The sequence below is a fragment of the Mycobacterium sp. THU-M104 genome (genome assembly GCF_049197365.1).
Taxonomy (GTDB): domain Bacteria; phylum Actinomycetota; class Actinomycetes; order Mycobacteriales; family Mycobacteriaceae; genus Mycobacterium.
In genome coordinates this window covers 1-2516 of record NZ_JBMIOP010000123.1, presented here as the reverse complement: position 1 = coordinate 2516, position 2516 = coordinate 1, and the positions used below count along the sequence as shown (strand labels likewise).

Here is a 2516-nt window from a genome sequence, read left to right as displayed (position 1 = left end):
ACTCCGGCCCCGCTGCGACGAAGGAGCTGGTGCAGGTGCTCGGCCAACGCGGCCGGCGTGGGATAGTCGAAGATCAGGGTGCGCGGCAAAGCCAACCCGACGTCGCTGCTGAGGCGATTGCGCAGCTCGACTCCGGTCATCGAGTCGAATCCGGAGTCTTGGAAGGCCCGTTCGGCGTCGATGTCTTCACCGGCAGGGTGCCCCAGGACAATCGCCGCATTCGCGCACACGAGTTCCACGAGCCGCCGACGCCGATCTTCGGCCGACAGCGCGTGCAGCCCATCGGCCGGCGTCGACTCCCGCGGTGGCGTCCCTCCTCGTCCGCCCAACCAAAATCGCCGCCTGGCAAAGCCGTACGTGGGCAACTCGACCAGCTGGACGCCCACGTCGGCAAACGCAGCGGCCCAGTCCACGGTGACGCCGCCAACGAACAGTCGCCCGGCAGCATCGAGGAAGGAGGCGATTTCGGAACGGTCCTTGGCCATCGTCACCACCGCGGTGGCGCGCTCGTTCGCCAGGGTCTGCTCCAGGGCCGCGCTCAAACCGCTCCCGGGGCCGACCTCAACGAAGACGCCGGCCCCCAGCGACTCGGCCAACTCGACGCCGTCGACGAAGCGCACCGGGCGACGCACATGTTCCACCCAGTAATCCGGCGAGCCGTACCCGTGACCGGCTAACTGACCAGTCACGTTGGATATCAGCGTAATTCGCGGTCGATTGGGCTCCAGGTCGGCCACCGCCGCACCGAAGTCCTCGATCATCGGCTCCATCAAGGCTGAATGAAACGCGTGCGACACCGCCAGCCGGCGCGCCCGTCGGCCACCCCGGGCCAATCGGTCGACCACGGCGTCCACCGCATCCGCGGCACCGGAGAGCACCACCGAGGCAGGACCGTTGACTGCAGCGATGCTCACGCCGTCGGCGAGGAAGGGGGCCACCTCCGACTCCGCTGCCGCCACCGCGATCATCACTCCGCCCTCGGGAAGCGCGGCCATCAAACGGCCCCGCGCCGCCACGATCTCGGATGCGTCCCGAAGCGACAGCACGCCGGCGACATAGGCCGCGGCGATCTCACCCACAGAATGCCCCATCACCAGATCGGGCACCACACCCCACGATTGCCACAACGCCGCCAATGCCACCTCGACGGCGAACAGTGCCGGCTGAGAAAACTCGGTGCTGTACAACAGGTCTGGGTCTTCTCCCCACATGACGTGCTTCAGCGGCAGCCGCATCCGGGCATCAAGCAGCTGTGCGGCGTCATCAAAGGCCTTGGCGAACAACGGAAACCGCCCGTATAGTTGGCGCCCCATAGCCAACCATTGTGCGCCCTGACCGGGAAAGACGAACGCCGTCTTGCCTACCGGCCGCGCCCGCCCCACGATGACGCCGGCCGCCGGTTCGCCGGCGGCCAAACCCGCCAGACCGGCCGTCAACTGCTCGCGACACGAACCCCACAGCACCGCCCGATGCTCGAAAATCGAACGCGTGGCGATCAACGACCACGCCACGTCGCAGGTCCGGAGCCCCGTCTGTGCCGACACATGCGCCAGCAACCGGCTCGCCTGGTTCACCAGCGCCGCCGACGAGCGCGCCGACAGCACCCACGGCGCAACCACGTCGACGCTGTTGACCAACGGGTTTCCCGAAGTCGGGGGCGCCTGCTCGACGATCACGTGCGCGTTCGTCCCACCCATCCCGAACGACGAGACCCCGGCCCGCCGCACGCCACGCGGCCATGGCAGCGGCGTCGTGTTGACCTGCAGCCCGAACGTCGGCAGGTCCAGCGTGGGGTGGGGTGCCGAATAGTTGAGGCTCGGCGGGATCACGGCGTTTTCGATCGCCAGCACGGTCTTCAGCAGGCCGGCGATCCCCGCGGCGGCGCCGGTGTGGCCGACGTTGGTCTTCACCGATCCCACCCGCAACGGCTCCTCGCGACGCCCCGCGAAAACCCCCCCCAGGGCGTTCGCCTCCACGGGATCGCCGACCGGGGTGCCCGTGCCGTGTGCCTCGACGTAGTGGATGTCGCCGGCGTCCAGTCCCGCCCGGGCCAGCGCGTCGCGGATGACGTCGGCTTCTCCGGGGACCGAGGGCACGGTCTGACCGGCGGCGGTGTGCCCGGCGTTGCCGACCGCACTGCCGCGGATGACGGCGCGGATGTGGTTCCCGTCGTCGAGGGCGGCGCGCAGCGGTTTGAGCAGCACGAGGCCGGCGCCTTGGCTTCGCACGTAACCGTCCGCGCGTGCGTCGAATGCGTAGGTGTGACCCGACGGTGAGACCGCACCGAACGCGGTTTCCAGCATTTCGGTCTCGTCCGCCAGGTTCAGGTGGACGCCGCCGGCAATCGCCAGCGCGGACTCACCGCGACGCACGCTCTCACAGGCCAGGTGCACGGCGACCAGCGACGACGACTGGCCGGTGTCGACGGTCAGGCTGGGGCCGCGCAACCCGAATGCATACGAGACCCGGTTGGCGATCATTCCCCGGGCGATACCGGCGAACGACTGATGATCGAG

1 protein-coding gene is annotated in these 2516 nt (G+C 68.9%); it reads right to left on the bottom strand.

Annotation, left to right across the window (positions count from 1 at the left end):
- A partial coding sequence (locus ACOJVU_RS10720) for a type I polyketide synthase (protein ID WP_421529765.1) occupies positions 1 to 2516 on the bottom strand: 2516 nt, incomplete at both ends.